Genomic DNA, 14,977 nt, shown 5'->3' with positions numbered 1-14,977 from the left:
GACAGCCGTGAACGGGCTCACATCGTTTACCGTACAACAGTCGAACTGTGTCCGGCTACCGGTTTTCCCGTGAACCGATGCGCGTGAGTACGCTGTCGAGCACCCGGTGCGGCAGCAGTCGGCGAAGGGCTGCGAACAGGTAGGTGGGAAAGGTGACGTAATAACGCACCTTGGGACGCGGTGATTCCAGCGCGTGCAGCACCTTGTTCAGCACCGCTTCGGGAGGCAGCGTAAAGGGCGCTGCGGAGCCCTGTTTGGCGAGACGGTTTTCCATACGACCGTAGATTTCGCGGAACGGGCTGGAGCGGGCATCGATATTTGCCTGGTACTTGGCCCAGGCGTTGGCTCGGAAGCGGCTGGTTATCGGCCCCGGCTCCACCAGCGATACTCGGATGCCGGTGCCGGCAAGCTCCAGGCGCAGGGTGTCGGTCAGCCCCTCCAGGGCGTACTTGCTGGCATTGTAGGCGCCGCGAAAGGGAAGGCTGACCAGTCCCAGTACCGAGCTGTTCTGAATGATGCGGCCATATCCCTGCCTTCGCATGACGGCAACCACCCGCCGGGTCAGATCATGGGTACCGAAGAGATTGGTCTCGAACTGCGCGCGCAATACCTCGCGGCTCAAGTCTTCCACGGCCCCGGGCTGCCCGTAGGCGCCGTTGTTGAACAGCGCATAAAGATTTCCACCGGTACGTTCCAGCACCGCATCCAGGGCACGGGTGATGGAATCCGGGTCGTCGAGGTCGAGTTGTAGCGCCTCCAGACCCGATTCATTCAGCGTCGCGACATCCTCCGGCCTGCGGGCGGTTGCGAATACCCGGTAGCCGCGTTTTGCCAGCCCTTCGGCCACGCAGCGACCGATGCCGCTGGAGCAGCCGGTAATGAGTATGCTGTGGGTGTGATCGGTTTCCATGCAGGTGCGAGAGTGGCGGGTTCGCCGCTACCCTAACACCGGATCGAGAGAAATGGGGAGTAGTGGTGCCGACAACCATGCGGTGACCCCGGGGGCGAGCCCGCTTTTCGAGCCGCTCAGGCCAGCAGCACGGCCACGATGCCGGTGATGAAGATGCCGTCGAAGGTACCGGCACCGCCAATGGATGCCAATGGTGCACCCAGGCGGCGAATATCGGAAAATCGCATCAGATCCGCCCCGATTAGCACGCCGAGTGTTCCACTCACGTAGGCGAGCGGGGCGCTTTGCTCCGGATTCAGGACAAGTGCCACCAGGGCGGCGGCCAACGGCGCAATCAGGATGGGCATACCGATACCTACCCCCGGTACCGGCCGGCTGAAGAGATAGCTGATCGTTCCCACTCCGCCGACACCGAGCAGTATTTCCAGCAGACCGATCGGGTTGTGTTGCATTAGATAGAGGGAAAACAGGACCGGGATCATCCCGCCCCCGACATTGACGGCTATCAGCGTACGGCCGTTGTATTCGAGCTTCGGCTGAAACCAGCGCGGTGTGATCGGGTCATTCTGCGGCCGGGATGGCGGATCCGAACGCATTCGGAATAGTGGCAGGTTGATCATGCTTCCCATCAGCGAACTGAACAGCAGCAGGAAGGCCGACTCCTGGGAGAGTCCCAGCTTTTCGAAGGCGATCGTCAGCAGGCCCACCTGAATGAACGCCACCAGGAAGGTGAGCGCGAAGAGGAAAAAAATGATGCTCGAAGGCGTCATTACAACAGGAACTCTCGATAGTTTTAGGAGCCTGTCGGACTTGACCGATCTAGCGACGAAAAGCCGTCCGACAGGCTCCTATCCCGGAAAATTCACGAATTCACCGCAAGGCTTCCGCTCCTGCTCACGCCCCTGACCTGCATCCATGTAGGCGAAGATGCCAAGAGCGCAAAGAATTCAATTGCTTATCGGTATACATAACCGAAAACAACGGAAACTGCAGAACCGCGGCGATAATGCAAGATGCATTGTAATCAAAGCTTTGCGTCCTTTGCGTCTTTGCGGTGAATCATCTGATGAGCTGGGACAGTAGGGCAAGCGCCTACGTCGAAGCAAGGAGTCGCGAGGGTGTCCTATTCCAGTCTCCTGATCGCCTTGGCCAGTGTCTGGTCCAGGGCCACCGCATTGCTCGCGTGGGTGATGCTGTCACTGCTCCAGAGTCTGTCTACACCGGCCTCCTGCAAGTGGCGGGTGGCATCGTCGGCGAACAGGGGATGGGTCACCAGGCAGCGGATTGAGCCGACTCCGGTCTCCTTCAAAGCCCTGGCGACGGTTATCAGGGTTCGACCGGTACTGATCATGTCATCGATCAGTATCACCGTCCGACCGGCAAAATCGTGCTTCGGCAGCACTACCCGCACGTCCCGATCACCCCGGCGCTCCTTGTGTGCCACCGCGTATTCCAAACCGGCCGGTTCTGCGATGGCCCGAACCCACTGCCGTGCCTCCTCATCCGGTCCCAGCAGCAACGGGTCGGTCTCATTATCGGCAAGAAAGGCACTCATGGCAGGGGCGGCCGACAGGCTGATAGCGGCCCCGGTGGGGATTGCCTGCTCAAGCCGTTCAATGCGGTGCAGGTGAGGGTCCACCGTAATCACCGCATCGAAAAGCCCGGCAAGGAATTGTCCAACGATCCGCTGACTCACCGCTTCGCCGGGAGAAAAGGCAATGTCCTGGCGCATATAGCACAGGTACGGGGCCACCAGCGTCAGATGCCTCGCACCGCTTTCCCTGGCCGTGCGGGCGGCGAGCATCAGCTCGATCAGTTTGTCATTGGGCCGGTCGAGGCTCCGGCAGAGGATAACCCGCTCGGGCAGTTCGGCCGGTACCGTCACCTTGCTTTCCCCGTCGGGGAAGCGGTGGATATCAATGGCTTGAAATGTCTGCTCGAGCCGTTCGGCGAGGCGCCGTCCCTGAGCTTCGTAGTCAGAAAATCCGAGAATCATGGCGGTTGTTCATTTTTTCAGTAGATGCCGGGATGCGCTCCAGCTATCGCATCGCGGAATCATCATGGGTCTTGGCCGCGGTCGGAGAGGTGGTCAGAATTCCCAGTAGGTCTTTGAGATTTCCGCCTCGGCTCCCACAGTGTAGCCACTGTTCTTTTCGGAAAAGGCACGGGCAAAGTTGAAGTCGGATTGGTGCTCGGCATGCACACGGTATAACGGCTCCCCCGTACTTACGGCGTCGCCGAGCTTTTTCAGGAGGTCTACGCCGGCCCGCTTGTCCATGGGTGCGCCGGCCAGTCGAGCCAACTTGGCCAGGCAGTAGTTATCCACGGCGGTTACAAATCCGTCCTGCTCGGCCGTTATTTCGAACGTCAGCGGTCCGGGTGGTCCCGGATTCGGGGTTGCACCCTGGGCCAGGATGACCGCCTCCATTTTTCGCAAAGCCCTGCCTGAATCGAGGATGTCGCGTGCCAGGGAGTAACCATAGCCGCCGCGCACATCCGGGTCGAACTCGAGGATGCGTCCGGCCAGACGCAGCGCCTTCTGACGCAGATCCGAAGGTGCCTCCGGATCGCAATTCAGTACCTGCATCACATCACGGGCCTCCAGTACCGGACCGATCCCGCCCCCAACGGGTTGGGCGCCGTCGGTGATGATCACCTCCAGGTGAATGCCCATGTGGTCACCGATATATTCGAACAGCTTGCGCAACTGCAGGGCTTCGCGCATGTGGCGTACCTTGGCCGTGGGACCGACCGGGATGTCGATGAGCAGGTGGGTAGAGCCGGCAGCCAGCTTCTTCGACAGGATTGATCCGATCATCTGTCCCTGGGAGTCGATACCCAGCGGGCGCTCCACGGAAATGAGGATGTCGTCCGCCGGCGCCAGCCGGGCCGTCCCGCCCCAGGCGAGGCAGGCGCGCGTCTTCCGTACCACGTCGTGCAGCGCCTTGGGAGTGAGTTCCACGTTGGCCAGGCACTCCATGGTGTCAGCGGTTCCGGACGGGGAGGTGATGGCACGGCTGGAGGTCTTGGGCATCAGAATGCCGTGAGCTGCAACAATGGGTACCACGATCATGGACGTGCGGTTACCGGGAATGCCGCCGACGCAGTGTTTGTCCACAACCAGTGGTTCATGCCAGTCGAGCCGCTCTCCCGATTCGGTCATGGCACGGGTGAGGAAGAGGATCTCCTCCCGATCCAGTCCGGTCTGTCCGGAGGCGACCAGGAAGGCGGCCATTTCCATCTTGGAGTATCGATTATCGGTGATTTCACGCGTAATGGCGCGAAAGTCCTCCTGCGTCAGGCGCTCGCCGAGAATCTTGCGCCGTACCGCCTCCATCGAGGCGGGCTGCTCCGCCTGCGCCACCCGCACGGGCTCGCCCTGCTCCATGTTGAGCTGTGCGAAGGCCTGTTCGGAGAGTCCGAGTTCATCGGTGCCGATGATGTGTTCGTCATCCACCACATTCAGCACCGCATAGATCGTGTAACCGTTGGCCCTGATTTCCACCTTGGTCAGTGCCTGGAAGCCCTCCGCACGATAGAAGTCGCATTCGCGGTGCATATAGGCCACGTTTTCACGGTAGGTGTCGATGGCGACACGGCGCAGTTTCAGGGTGTCGTCGGGGCGGACCGGTTTAACAGGGATCATGCGGGTATCACGAGGGCTGAATCGAATTGCAGATTACCGCATGGAAGCGGTTTAGTGAATGGATGGTCCTTCTTCCTCTCTCGGCAGGAGCGGCGGAAGTCTCGATTTGGCGGTAAGCCTTCTCGGCTTCCGCCGCTCCTGCGGGTCTGAATCGGTTCAATACCGGCCGGAACCGACGATGGTCGCAGCTGCGGCCGGGTCTGTCTCCTGTTCCCTCTTTGCTTCCTGCTGCTTGAGCTGCAGTGTCCACATGTGGGCGTATTGCCCATTCCGCTCCAGTAGCTGGCGGTGCGAGCCCCGTTCGATGATGCGTCCCTGGTCCATGACCAGAATCTGGTCGGCGTCGACCACCGTGGAGAGTCGATGGGCGATGACCAGGGTGGTGCGTTCGGCGGCAACGCGGTGGAGGGCCGCGAGGATGGCTTGCTCGGAAGCGGAGTCCAGGGAGGAGGTGGCCTCGTCGAAGACGAGGATTTTCGGGTCCTTGACCATGGTGCGGGCGATGGCGACGCGCTGCTTTTCACCTCCGGACAGCTTCAGACCGCGTTCGCCGACCAGGGTATCGTAGCCCTCCGGCAGACTTTCGATGAAGTCGTGGATCTGGGCCAGTCTGGCGGCACGGATGATCGCCTCTTCGGAAGCGTTCGGGTCGCCATAGGCGATGTTGTAATAGATGGTGTCGTTGAACAGGACCGTATCCTGGGGGACGATGCCGATGGCATCGCGCAGGCTGGCCTGGGTGACCTCCCGGACATCCTGCCCATTGACCAGGACCCGCCCTCCGGTAGCGTCGTAAAACCGGAACAGCAGGCGCGACAGGGTGGATTTGCCGGCCCCCGAGTGGCCGACTACCGCCACCTTCTTCCCCGGCGGGATCTCGAAATCCACATCGTGGAGGATTGTCCGGTCGCTGCTGTAACTGAAATCCACGTGTTCGAAGCGTACCGACCCGTCAGCCACCTCAAGCGGTCGGGCATCGGGTGTGTCCCGGATCTCGGGCTTTTCGCCCAGCAGGCGAAACATCTGATCCATATCGGCGAGAGCATGCTTGAGCTGGCTGTAAACCACGCCGAGAAAATTCAGCGGAATGAACATTTGCAGCATGAAGGCGTTGACCATCACCAGATCGCCCAGGCTCATGGTGCCGGCCATCACCCCCTGGGCTGCCATGGTCATGATGGCGGTGACACCGATGGCGATAATCATTCCCTGTCCGACATTGAGGCCCGACATGGAGGTCTGGGTCTTCACCGCCGCCTCTTCCCAATCTCCCAGCGTCTGGCTGTAGCGGCGGTGCTCGAAATCTTCGTTATTGAAGTATTTGACGGTTTCGAAGTTGAGAAGACCGTCCACGGCCTGGGAGTTTGCCTGGGAATCCAGGGCGTTCATCTGGTGTCGAAACCGCATCCGCCATTCGGTGACCTTGAAGGTGAAGCCCACATAGAGCAGCACCGTGACAAAGGTAATCACGGCAAACCAGACGCTGTAGTTGATGAGCAGAATGCCAGCGATCAGCGTCACCTCGATGAAGGTGGGGAGGATGCTGAACAGCATGTAGTTCATCATCGAGGAGGCCGCCTTGGTGCCGCGCTCCAGGTCGCGGGAGATGGCGCCGGTCTTGCGCTCGAGGTGATACCTCAGGCCGAGCCGGTGCAGGTGTCCCAGCACCATGAGAGAGAGGCGCCGCATGACCCCGTGGCGAACCCGCGCAAACACCATGTCGCGGAGCTCATTGAAGGAGGAACTGCCCAGCCGTAGCAGCCCATAGGCGACCAGCAGGGCGATGGGAAGCGCAATCTGCCGGCCTTCGGGGGTATCGAGAGCATCGACAATTCCCTTGAGGGCGACCGGAACACCGACGTTGGCCAGTTTACTCAGGATCAGAAAGCCGATCGCCATAGCTGCTCGTCCCCGGTAGGCCCAGAGATATGGCAGCAGGGAGCGAACGGTACGCCAGTCGTTGCGCTGAGCGTTGGGGGCTTCGGTGTGATGGACTCGCATGGTCATATAAGTATTCGCTGAAAATGGTCGCAGTCGCAAATCCGTTTGGTATCTCTTGCCGGAACAGCTGGTTATGCTCCCCAACAACAGGTGGTACGCTACGTCGGAATTTCGGCGAAGAACCCGCTGGTGTCGAATATAGGTTATAATGGTTCGATTCCATCCCCTTGATTTCCCCCCGAGCGGCCCTATCTGTATGCGGGGGAACGGACCCTGTCAGATTCTGAGGTTATTCAAGCGATGCCCATCTACGAATATGAATGTAAGGCCTGCAACCACCACATGGAGGCCATCCAGAAAATGAGTGATGCACCCTTGACCGAGTGCCCCTCCTGCGGCAAGAACGAGCTCAGCAAGCTGATCTCGGCGGCCGGCTTCCGCCTCAAGGGCGGCGGTTGGTACGAGACCGACTTCAAGGGCGGCAGTAAGAAGAACGTTGCCGAATCGGAGAGCAAGGCGCCGGCGCCGGCCTGCGGCGGCAGCTGCGCCTGCGATTGAGCCGGCTATCCATGTTCTCGGCTTTGCGCCGCTACCTGATCGCGGGTCTGCTGGTCTGGCTTCCTTTGGGAGCCACCGTGCTGGTGATCAAACTCCTGGTGGGATTCATGGATCGAATCCTGCTGCTGCTGCCCGAGACCTATCAGCCCGAGGCCTATCTGGGGTTTTCCGTCCCCGGCCTCGGGCTGCTGTTCGCCGCAGCCGTGGTGGTGATTACCGGTGCCGCAGTGGCCAATCTCTTTGGCCGCAAGGTGGTATCGATCTGGGAAGCGGTGTTTGCGCGCATCCCGCTGGTACGCTCCGTCTATGGCGGCGCCAAGCAATTGGCCGAAACGCTCTTCTCCTCGACCGGACAGTCCTTCCGCAAGGTGGTGCTGGTGGAGTTCCCGCGCAAGGATGTGTGGACGGTGGCGTTCCTGACCGGCACGGCGGTAGGAGAGGCCCAACGCAGGACCACGCGTGAGGTGGTTAACCTCTACGTGCCGACTACGCCCAATCCCACCGGTGGCTATTTCATCATGGTGCCGCGCGAGGACATCGTGGAGCTGGACATGAGCGTCGATGAGGGCCTGAAGATGCTCATTTCCATGGGGGCGGTTGTCCCGCCCGAGCGCCGGGAGTCGTTCACGGAGAAGGAAGCCGAAGTCATTCTGTAGCCGCGCCTCTCCTCGGCTTCGAATATCAAGCGAAGTACCTTTCGCGGGTACTTTGTGCCCTAGGGGGCGGTTGAAGGTGGCGGCCGCGGCAAAAGGGCGGGGGCGCAAATCATTGCCGGGGAGGAAACGGTTGCACCTGTTGGCATCCGCCCGAAAACCTGCATTCTGGCTTCGGATGGGTCGTCCATTGTACCGACACTGGCGGGGCCGCGTTCCCGGTTGCCAACCACGCCGGCGCCACGTAACATTTCCCGCCTTTACCTTTCCGGCCTGTTTTTCAACGAATTGAGTAGGGATCTACCGGTATGCGCAGCCATTACTGCGGTCATCTCCACGAGACACATCTTGACCAGGACGTCCACCTTTACGGGTGGGTCCATCGCCGCCGCGACCACGGCGGGGTCATCTTCATCGATCTGCGTGACCGGGAAGGTCTCGTACAGGTAGTCATCGACCCGGACGATCCGGAGATTTTCGCCACTGCCGAGCGGGTACGTAACGAATTCGTGCTGGAGGTGAAAGGCCGTGTCCGGCGTCGCCCGGAGGGTACCGTCAACCCGGATCTGCCCACCGGCCAGATCGAGGTGCTGGGCAAGGAACTGAACATTCTCAACCGCTCCGAGACCCCGCCCTTCATGCTGGATATCGAGGACGATGAGGTCTCCGAGGAGCATCGGCTGCGTTACCGCTACGTCGACCTGCGCCGTCCCGACATGTTCAAGCGCCTGAAGCTGCGCTCGCAGGTCACCCAGGTACTGCGCAACTACCTGGACCACCACGCTTTCCTGGACGTCGAAACGCCGATGCTGACCCGGGCCACGCCCGAGGGCGCCCGCGATTACCTGGTGCCGAGCCGTACCCATCAGGGTCATTTCTTTGCCTTGCCGCAGTCGCCGCAGCTGTTCAAGCAGTTGCTGATGGTCTCCGGGGTGGATCGCTATTACCAGATCGTGCGCTGTTTTCGTGACGAGGACCTGCGCGCCGACCGCCAGCCCGAGTTTACCCAGCTCGATATCGAGACCTCGTTCATGGACGAGGAGGAGATCATGGAGCTGATGGAGGGCATGGTGGCGGATCTGTTCACACGGGTGCAGGGCGTGGAACTGCCGGAGTTCCCGCGCCTGACCTATGCCGAGGCCATGCGCCGCTTCGCCTCCGACAAGCCGGACCTGCGGATTCCGCTGGAGCTGGTGGATGTCGACGACCTGATGAAAGAGGTGGAATTCAAGGTCTTCTCCGGGCCGGCCAATGATCCGAACTCCCGGCTCGCGGCTTTGCATGTGCCGGGCGGTGGTGAACTCTCCCGCAAGGCGATCGACGAATACACCAAGTTCGTTGGTATCTATGGCGCCAAGGGGCTCGCCTATATCAAGGTCAATGACCTGGCCGCCGGCCGCGAGGGTCTGCAGTCACCGATCCTCAAGTTCCTGCCGGACGAGGTGGTGGAGCAGATCATGGCCCGTACCGGGGCCAAAGATGGTGACGTGGTGTTCTTCGGCGCCGACAAGGCCAAGGTCGTCAATGAGGCCCTCGGGGCCCTGCGCGTCAAGATCGGTCACGATCTCGACATGGTCGAGCAGGGCTGGAGACCGTGCTGGGTGGTGGACTTCCCCATGTTCGAGTGGGATGAAAAGGACAACCGCTGGTACTCCATGCATCACCCCTTCACCTCCCCCAAGGAGGAGCACATCGACCTGCTCGATTCCGAGCCGGAGAAGTGTTACTCCCGTGCCTACGATATGGTGTTGAACGGCACCGAGATCGGCGGCGGCTCCATGCGTATCTATCGCTCCGAGGTGCAGAAACGGGTGCTCAAGGCGCTGGGGATCGGTGATGAGGAGGCGCAGGCCAAGTTCGGCTTCCTGCTCACGGCCCTCAAGTATGGCTGTCCGCCCCACGGTGGCATCGCCTTCGGACTCGATCGGCTGGTCATGTTGATGTCCGGCGCCCGCTCCATTCGGGATGTAATGGCCTTTCCAAAGACCCAGAGCGCGGCCGACCTGATGACCGAGGCGCCCTCGGAGGTGCCCCCGGAGCAGTTGGTGGAACTGGGCATCCGCTACTATAAGAGGGCCGAGGAAAAGAAAAAGGGCTAAAAGCTTTAACCACAGAGAGCACAGAGAAGGCCAAAAACATCGAATGCCGTTTCTTTAGGTAGCGGCAGCCGCAAAGACGTCGAATCGCGACTGCTCGCTCCTACAGGGGACCTCATCAGACCCTGATCTATAGTCCTCTGTGGTCTCTGTGGTTACAACACGAACAGAACAAACGGGAAGAGCGGGGGCTCTAACCGGACTGAAGGAGGTTGGACAGAAGAGAATGACTGCACTGCCTATTCAGGATTACACCCTGCTTGACGATACCGAGGCCGAGGCGCGTATCGCCGCGGCCAGGGAGCAGCTTGGCGATCGCCTGGTGATTCTTGGCCATCATTACCAGCGCCAGGAGGTCTTCCAGTTTGCCGACTTCTCCGGCGACTCCCTGAAACTGTCACGTCAGGCTGCGGACTCCAGTGCCGAGTACATCGTGTTTTGCGGTGTTCACTTCATGGCTGAAGTGGCGGATATCCTTTCGCGACCCGAACAGGTCTCCATCCTGCCGGACCTGGGCGCCGGCTGCTCCATGGCGGACATGGCCAACCTGGCCAACGTCGAGCGCGCCTGGCGGGAGTTGTTGGAGGTGCTGGAGCCGGATGAGCAGGTCACGCCGGTTACCTACATCAACTCCGCCGCTGATCTGAAGGCCTTCTGTGGCCGCCACGGGGGTATCGTCTGCACCTCATCCAATGCCCAACGAGTACTGGACTGGTCTTTCTCCCGGCGCGAAAAAGTGCTGTTCTTCCCGGACCAGCATTTGGGGCGCAACACCGGCTACGACATGGGGATTTCCCTGGACGAGATGGTGGAGTGGGATTTCGATCAGCCCATGGGTGGTCTGACGCCGGATCAGATCCGGAAAGCCAGGGTCATTCTCTGGAAAGGTTTCTGCTCGGTGCACCAGATGTTCAAACCCGAGCATATCGACCGCTTCAAGGAGCGCTTTCCCGAGACGAAGGTCATCTCACACCCGGAGAGCTCCTTTGAGGTGTGCCAGAAATCGGATCATGTCGGTTCCACCGAGGTCATTATCCGCACGGTTCGTGATTCCGAACCGGGCACCCGCTGGCTGGTTGGCACGGAGCTGAATCTGGTAAATCGACTTCACGAGCAGTTTCAGCACGAAGGCAAGAGTGTGCACTTCATGTCGCCCACCGTCTGTATGTGCTCGACCATGTTTCGTATCGACCCCCAACATCTGGCCTGGACGCTCGAGAATCTGGCGGAGGGCAACGTGGTCAACCGGATCAAAGTGCCCGAGACCGAAGCCGAGCAGGCCCGGCTCGCTCTGGAGCGCATGCTGGAAGTCTCTCCGTAGCCGCCGTTTGTTTGACCCAAAGCACAAGGTTCGCCAAGCCGGGAGCTTGGCGCCTGTGCGGTAAAGCGGTTTTGTTCTCCAGGTGGGGCGCACGGATATGAAGGAATCGGTAGTCCTGGTTCACGGTCTCTGGATGACGGGAGCCGAGATGGCGCTCCTGCGCCGGCGTCTGTCCCGTTGCGGTTACCGGACGTACCAGTTTCGTTACCGTTCGTTGCGCAGGGATTTGTCGGCAAACGCACACCGTCTCCACCGATTCCTCGCGACTGTGCCGGGCGACACGGTGCATCTTGTGGGTCATAGCCTTGGCGGACTGGTGATTCGGAAACTGTTCCAGCAGTTTCCCCAGCAGCGCCCGGGGCGTATCGTCACCCTCGGAACTCCCCACAACGCCAGCGCTGTGGCCAGGTACCTGCGACGGTTCCGTGCAGGCCGGGTGCTGCTGGGACGCAGCGCACAAGCCCTCTGTTCTGAACTGACTCCATGGGAAGGTGTTCGGGAACTGGGAGTGATTGCCGGGACCCTTGCGCTCGGCATGGGCCGTTTCCTGGTTCGTCTGCCCAGCAACGACGGCGTCGTCGCCGTCGAGGAGACATCGCTGGAGAACGCCACCGACAGGATCGACCTGCCGGTCTCCCACATGGGCCTGATTGTCGCCGCAAGTGTCGCGGCGGAGACCTGTCACTTCCTTCAGCATGGTCGCTTTTCGCGGAATCAATCCCGGATTTCTTGAACCAGGTCATGGTTCGGTACTGACCCTGTCGTGTAAAAAAGGTTAGGTTTCCGACGCGGACGATTTCATGGGCGAAGGCCCCGAGCGAAGACGTAGCTGGCTTCCCGGCCTGCTGACGTTGATCAGCTTCTGGCTGTTGACCGCCACCCCACTGGCAGTGACGCTGGAGACACGCTTGCTGGCATTTGCCGGGGAGTTTGTGCCGCCGCCGGAGAGTGCAAAAGTCATGGTGGTGGACGCCGACGGCCTGGCTCCGATGGAGCGTGGGCCGCTGCTGGAGCAGTTGACCGGCGCAAAGGGGATAGGCGTAATGCCTTCGCTGGCGCTGCCCGGCGTCGGGAGCGAACTTCCGCTGGTCCATGCCGGTGCCTTCCTCTCACGCTCCGCACGCAAACCCCCACCGCTCCCGGAAGGGATCGCCAACTGGAGTGCCGCGCGGGCACCAGCACCGGTTTGGCCGGCGCGGGTGCCGGGACTGATCACCGGCCGGCCCCCGAGTATCGCCTGGCTGGATACCTCTTCCTTCTCCCATGGTGCGGCCTCTGCTCCGGCGGACTTTCCGCCGGGTGCCTCTTCGGGTCGGGTCCCCCTGGTGCATGCCTATGGGGATGAACTGCTGCCCGGATTTGCACTGCGCCTGGTCATGGCGGCGCGTGGGGTAAACCCGAAGAGCCCGCCTCTGGAGCGCTCGGCCATTCGACTCGACAACGACATTATCGAAACCGACGTGGCCTATCGCGTCCACCCCCGCCTGGCGCAACTGCAGGTGGCACAGCACACGGCCGCTGAAGTGCTCAGTGGAACCATCGACGTGCAGGATCAGGTGGTCCTGTTCGGCTCGATGGCGCCTGCGGCGGCCGAACCGGTGCGGCTGCCGGATGGCCGGTACATCTCGCCACTGGAGGCCGAGGCTCGGCTGGTGGCGGCACTGTTGGGGGGACACTACTGGGCGGTGCCACCCTGGTCCTGGTGGGCCCATCTGGGCACTTTCGCCCTCGCCGGCGTGATGCTGATGCTGGTGCTGCCGCGGCTGGGCGTCACGTCCGGATCGATCCTGCTGGCGCTGTGGAGTGTCGTGGTGTTCACGGCGGAATTCGGGCTTCTGGTCCTCAAGGGGATCTACACACCGCTGCTGATGCCCGGCATCGCGGTGCTCGCGGGTGCTCCACTGTTATGGTTCAAGGCCCGTGGTGCTGCCCAAGTCGGCGCCCTGCGGGCCGATCTGAGCCTTACCAACCGGTTGTTGGCCGAGTCCTATCAGGCCCAGGGACAGCTCGATGCCGCCCTCGAGCGTTATCGGCGTTGTGCGCCCGATGAAGAGGTTCTCGACCGGCTTTATGGACTTGGGGTGGACTTCGAGCGGCGGCGTCACTTCACCAAGGCCGGAGCGGTGTTCCATCAAATCGCTTTCACGTCGCCCCATTTTCGGGATGTGAAGGAGCGGCTGCAGCGCAATCGGGAGGCGGAGCAGCGCATGCTTGGCAAGCGCGGTTCAACCACACCCTCGGGCACCGTGATCCTCGAGTCGGCCGGCCTGGCCCGACCCACCCTCGGCCGTTATGAGCTGGAGCGGGAATTGGGAAGGGGAGCTATGGGCATGGTCTATCTCGGTCGCGACCCCCGCATCGGACGGGCCGTGGCGATCAAGACCATGGCCTTGTCCCAGGAGTTCGAGGGGGCGGACCTCGTCACGGTGCGAGAGCGCTTCTTCCGTGAGGCAGAGACCGCCGGGCGGCTCGAACATCGCCACATCGTCACTATCTATGACGTGGGCGAGGAGCAGGAGCTGGCCTACATCGCCATGGATTATCTCAAGGGCGAGAGCCTCGCCAACTGGTGCCGACCCGATAATCTGCTGCCGCTGGACGAGGTGATGGCCATCGGCATTCAGGTGGCGGAGGCGCTCGATTACGCCCATGAACAGGGCGTTATCCACCGGGACATCAAGCCGGCCAACATTATCTACGACCGCGATGAGACGGTGGCCAAGGTGACCGACTTCGGCGTCGCCTGTCTGACCGATTCCAGCAAGACGCGCACCGGTACCGTGCTTGGCAGCCCCTCCTACATGTCACCCGAACAGGTGGTCGGCAAGCGTCTGGATGGCCGTTCCGACCTGTTCTCTCTCGGAGCCACACTGTTCCAGTTGCTCAGCGGTGATCTGCCGTTCAAGTCGGACTCGCTGCCCAGCCTTATGTATCTGATTGCCAAAGAGCGTCACGCGGACATCCGCAGCTACCGCAATCTGCCGGCTTGCGTCAGCCGTCTCATCAACAAGGCCCTGCACAAGGAGGTCGGACGCCGCTACCAGAGCGGCAGGACCATGGCCGAGGCACTGCGCCGCTGTCGGCGCGAAGCCATGGAGGCGGCGGCGTGAACCGGGTGCGCATGTGGGGCATGACCGATCCGGGCCTCTGCCGTGAACGCAATGAGGATGCGGTTGCATGGAGTACCGAACAGGGCTGGGCGTTGGTGGCCGACGGTATGGGTGGGCATCAGGCGGGAGAAGTGGCCAGTGATTTGGTGGCGGTGACTGCCAGGGAGCTGCTTGATGGGCGTTCGTCGCATGACATGAAGCGGCTGCTGCGCCGCACAGTGACCGAGGCCAACCGTCGAATCCACGCCAAGGCCACGCTGGAGGAACACCACCGGGGGATGGGGGCAACGGTCGTGCTGGCGCGCTTTACCCCTCGGCGCCTGGTGGTGGCCCACGTCGGCGACTCCCGTCTCTACCGCCTGCGGGATGGCCAGCTGACGCAGCTTACCCGCGACCACTCGCTGGTACAGGAACTGGTCGAGGACGGCATGCTCACTGCCGAAGAAGCACGCCACTCGCCGCATCGACACGTAATCACCCGGGCAGTGGGGCACCAGGCTACCGTCGAGGTGGAAGTCGTCAGTCACCACAGCCGTCCGGGTGATCGGGTGTTGCTCTGCTCCGACGGGCTTAGCGACCTGGTTGACGATGACAGCCTCGCCGCCTGTCTGGTGAGTGAGCCTGCCCCCGAACGCGCCGTGAATGCACTGATGGAGCTCGCCAACCAGGCGGGTGGTAAAGACAACATTGCGGCCCTGGTGGCCGAGATTCATTAATCCCTTTCTTGGAGTCAGGAGCGAGC

Annotated in this window: 12 protein-coding genes; 7 read left to right on the top strand and 5 right to left on the bottom strand. The window is 61.5% G+C overall.

From position 1 onward, the window contains the following. Positions 1-55 precede the first annotated feature (55 nt). The 5 genes from BLP65_RS01760 to BLP65_RS01740 all read right to left on the bottom strand — a co-directional run bounded on the left by BLP65_RS01760 (position 56) and on the right by BLP65_RS01740 (position 6,563). Complete coding sequence (locus tag BLP65_RS01760) at positions 56-910, bottom strand: SDR family oxidoreductase (protein WP_092991971.1); 855 nt, start codon at positions 908-910, stop codon at positions 56-58. 116 nt (positions 911-1,026) lie between these two features. Further along, the gene (locus BLP65_RS01755; RefSeq protein ID WP_092991969.1) at positions 1,027-1,680 is read right to left on the bottom strand and encodes a DUF1614 domain-containing protein; all 654 of its coding nucleotides are present in this window, start codon (positions 1,678-1,680) and stop codon (positions 1,027-1,029) included. Between the two features lie 353 nt (positions 1,681-2,033). Beyond that, positions 2,034-2,906 carry a ribose-phosphate diphosphokinase gene (locus BLP65_RS01750; protein ID WP_092991967.1) on the bottom strand — a complete coding sequence of 291 codons (873 nt, stop codon included), beginning with the start codon at positions 2,904-2,906 and terminating at the stop codon, positions 2,034-2,036. A gap of 93 nt (positions 2,907-2,999) precedes the next feature. Next, a complete protein-coding gene (locus BLP65_RS01745; protein ID WP_092991965.1) occupies positions 3,000-4,556 on the bottom strand; it encodes a thymidine phosphorylase family protein in 1,557 nt (518 codons plus the stop codon). 156 nt (positions 4,557-4,712) lie between these two features. Continuing rightward, positions 4,713-6,563 carry an ABCB family ABC transporter ATP-binding protein/permease gene (locus BLP65_RS01740; RefSeq protein WP_092991963.1) on the bottom strand — a complete coding sequence of 617 codons (1,851 nt, stop codon included), beginning with the start codon at positions 6,561-6,563 and terminating at the stop codon, positions 4,713-4,715. A gap of 234 nt (positions 6,564-6,797) precedes the next feature. On the opposite strand from BLP65_RS01740, the gene BLP65_RS01735 reads away from it, so the two are divergent. The 7 genes from BLP65_RS01735 to BLP65_RS01705 all read left to right on the top strand — a co-directional run bounded on the left by BLP65_RS01735 (position 6,798) and on the right by BLP65_RS01705 (position 14,951). Further along, the gene (locus tag BLP65_RS01735) at positions 6,798-7,055 is read left to right on the top strand and encodes an FmdB family zinc ribbon protein (RefSeq protein WP_092991961.1); all 258 of its coding nucleotides are present in this window, start codon (positions 6,798-6,800) and stop codon (positions 7,053-7,055) included. Positions 7,056-7,066: 11 nt separating this feature from the next. Then, a complete protein-coding gene (locus tag BLP65_RS01730; RefSeq protein ID WP_092991959.1) occupies positions 7,067-7,711 on the top strand; it encodes a DUF502 domain-containing protein in 645 nt (214 codons plus the stop codon). Between the two features lie 305 nt (positions 7,712-8,016). Next, the gene (gene aspS / locus BLP65_RS01725; RefSeq protein WP_092991957.1) at positions 8,017-9,807 is read left to right on the top strand and encodes an aspartate--tRNA ligase; all 1,791 of its coding nucleotides are present in this window, start codon (positions 8,017-8,019) and stop codon (positions 9,805-9,807) included. 223 nt (positions 9,808-10,030) lie between these two features. Continuing rightward, positions 10,031-11,125 (top strand): quinolinate synthase NadA, encoded by a 1,095-nt coding sequence (gene nadA / locus BLP65_RS01720; protein ID WP_092991955.1) that lies wholly within the window; start codon positions 10,031-10,033, stop codon positions 11,123-11,125. A 97-nt stretch (positions 11,126-11,222) separates the two neighbouring features. Then, positions 11,223-11,858: an esterase/lipase family protein gene (locus tag BLP65_RS01715; RefSeq protein ID WP_092991953.1), complete on the top strand. Its 636-nt coding sequence runs from the start codon at positions 11,223-11,225 to the stop codon at positions 11,856-11,858. A gap of 67 nt (positions 11,859-11,925) precedes the next feature. Continuing rightward, entirely contained in the window at positions 11,926-14,235 is a 2,310-nt protein-coding gene (locus BLP65_RS01710) for a protein kinase domain-containing protein (RefSeq protein ID WP_092991951.1), read from the top strand. Next, entirely contained in the window at positions 14,232-14,951 is a 720-nt protein-coding gene (locus tag BLP65_RS01705) for a Stp1/IreP family PP2C-type Ser/Thr phosphatase (protein WP_092991949.1), read from the top strand. The genes BLP65_RS01710 and BLP65_RS01705 overlap by 4 nt, the downstream gene beginning before the upstream one ends. Positions 14,952-14,977 lie beyond the last annotated feature (26 nt).

The organism is Thiohalomonas denitrificans (assembly GCF_900102855.1).
Classification (GTDB): Bacteria; Pseudomonadota; Gammaproteobacteria; order Thiohalomonadales; family Thiohalomonadaceae; genus Thiohalomonas; species Thiohalomonas denitrificans.
This window is presented reverse-complemented; position numbering and strand designations above follow the sequence as displayed.

Excerpts from the sequence above, each read along its gene's own strand:
- BLP65_RS01760 (WP_092991971.1), bottom strand. The coding sequence starts at position 910 with ATGGAAACCGATCACACCCACAGCATACTCATTACCGGCTGCTCCAGC.
- BLP65_RS01755 (WP_092991969.1), bottom strand. The coding sequence starts at position 1,680 with ATGACGCCTTCGAGCATCATTTTTTTCCTCTTCGCGCTCACCTTCCTG.
- BLP65_RS01750 (WP_092991967.1), bottom strand. The coding sequence starts at position 2,906 with ATGATTCTCGGATTTTCTGACTACGAAGCTCAGGGACGGCGCCTCGCC.
- BLP65_RS01745 (WP_092991965.1), bottom strand. The coding sequence starts at position 4,556 with ATGATCCCTGTTAAACCGGTCCGCCCCGACGACACCCTGAAACTGCGC.
- BLP65_RS01740 (WP_092991963.1), bottom strand. The coding sequence starts at position 6,563 with ATGACCATGCGAGTCCATCACACCGAAGCCCCCAACGCTCAGCGCAAC.
- BLP65_RS01735 (WP_092991961.1), top strand. The coding sequence starts at position 6,798 with ATGCCCATCTACGAATATGAATGTAAGGCCTGCAACCACCACATGGAG.
- BLP65_RS01730 (WP_092991959.1), top strand. The coding sequence starts at position 7,067 with ATGTTCTCGGCTTTGCGCCGCTACCTGATCGCGGGTCTGCTGGTCTGG.
- aspS (WP_092991957.1), top strand. The coding sequence starts at position 8,017 with ATGCGCAGCCATTACTGCGGTCATCTCCACGAGACACATCTTGACCAG.
- nadA (WP_092991955.1), top strand. The coding sequence starts at position 10,031 with ATGACTGCACTGCCTATTCAGGATTACACCCTGCTTGACGATACCGAG.
- BLP65_RS01715 (WP_092991953.1), top strand. The coding sequence starts at position 11,223 with ATGAAGGAATCGGTAGTCCTGGTTCACGGTCTCTGGATGACGGGAGCC.
- BLP65_RS01710 (WP_092991951.1), top strand. The coding sequence starts at position 11,926 with ATGGGCGAAGGCCCCGAGCGAAGACGTAGCTGGCTTCCCGGCCTGCTG.